At 48.0% G+C, this 1634-nt stretch carries 1 rRNA gene; it reads right to left on the reverse strand.

From position 1 onward, the window contains the following. Nucleotides 1–1483, reverse strand: a 23S ribosomal RNA gene (locus tag L1272_RS22945); the annotation flags it as partial. Between the last annotated feature and the right edge of the window lie 151 nt (nucleotides 1484–1634).

Raw genomic sequence — 1634 nt, forward strand, 5'->3', positions numbered from 1 at the left:
ACCCGGATTTTCCTAAGTCACCAACCTACTCACTTTCACATGGACAACCAACGCCATGCTTGTTTAGCCTGCTCCGTCCCCCCATCGCAATTATACCAAGTACGGGAATATTAACCCGTTTCCCATCGACTACGCCTTTCGGCCTCGCCTTAGGGGTCGACTTACCCTACCCTGATTAACATGGGATAGGAACCCTTGGTCTTCCGGCGTGCGGGTTTTTCACCCGCATTATCGTTACTCATGTCAGCATTCGCACTTCTGATACCTCCAGCAAACCTCCCGGTTCACCTTCAACGGCTTACAGAACGCTCCCCTACCACTCAAACATAGTTTGAATCCGCAGCTTCGGTGCATAGTTTAGCCCCGTTACATCTTCCGCGCAGACCGACTCGACCAGTGAGCTATTACGCTTTCTTTAAAGGATGGCTGCTTCTAAGCCAACCTCCTGGCTGTCTGGGCCTTTCCACATCGTTTCCCACTTAACTATGACTTTGGGACCTTAGCTGGCGGTCTGGGTTGTTTCCCTCTTCACGACGGACGTTAGCACCCGCCGTGTGTCTCCCGGATAGTACTTTACGGTATTCGGAGTTTGCAAAGGGTTGGTAAGTCGGGATGACCCCCTAGCCTTAACAGTGCTCTACCCCCGTAAGTATTCGTCCGAGGCTCTACCTAAATAGATTTCGGGGAGAACCAGCTATCTCCCGGTTTGATTAGCCTTTCACTCCTAGCCACAGGTCATCCCCTAACTTTTCAACGTTAGTGGGTTCGGTCCTCCAGTTGATGTTACTCAACCTTCAACCTGCCCATGGCTAGATCACCGGGTTTCGGGTCTATACCTTGCAACTATACGCCCAGTTAAGACTCGGTTTCCCTACGGCTACCCTAATCGGTTAACCTCGCTACAAAATATAAGTCGCTGACCCATTATACAAAAGGTACGCAGTCACCCTCGAAGGGCTCCTACTGCTTGTACGTACACGGTTTCAGGTTCTATTTCACTCCCCTCACAGGGGTTCTTTTCGCCTTTCCCTCACGGTACTGGTTCACTATCGGTCAGTTGGGAGTATTTAGCCTTAGATGATGGTCCACCTATATTCAGTCAAAGTTTCACGTGCTCCGACCTACTCGATTTCACTTAAGATGCATTTTCGTGTACGGGACTATCACCCTGTATCGTCAAACTTTCCAGAATGTTCCACTAACACATAATAAGCTTAAGGGCTGGTCCGGTTTCGCTCGCCGCTACTTCCGGAATCTCGGTTGATTTCTGTTCCTACGGGTACTTAGATGTTTCAGTTCTCCGCGTTCGCCTCTTACACCTATGTATTCAGTGTAAGATACCTGCAAGCAGGTGGGTTTCCCCATTCGGAAATCCTAGTCTCAAGCGCTTTTTACTAGCTTGACTAGGCTTATCGCAAGTTAATACGTCCTTCATCGCCTCCAACTGCCAAGGCATCCACCGTGTACGCTTAGTCACTTAACCATACAACCCAAACGGGTCTTTGTTAGTGACAGCTGTTAACTTCGCCAGAAGTTAATTCATCAAATAATGATGAGAATACTAAAGTAGATACCGATTAATCATTGCTGATTAACTGGCATATTTTTTACTTTTGAAAACTCTTTATAGATAC

The organism is Pseudoalteromonas sp. PAST1 (assembly GCF_021532515.1).
GTDB lineage: Bacteria > Pseudomonadota > Gammaproteobacteria > Enterobacterales > Alteromonadaceae > Pseudoalteromonas > Pseudoalteromonas simplex.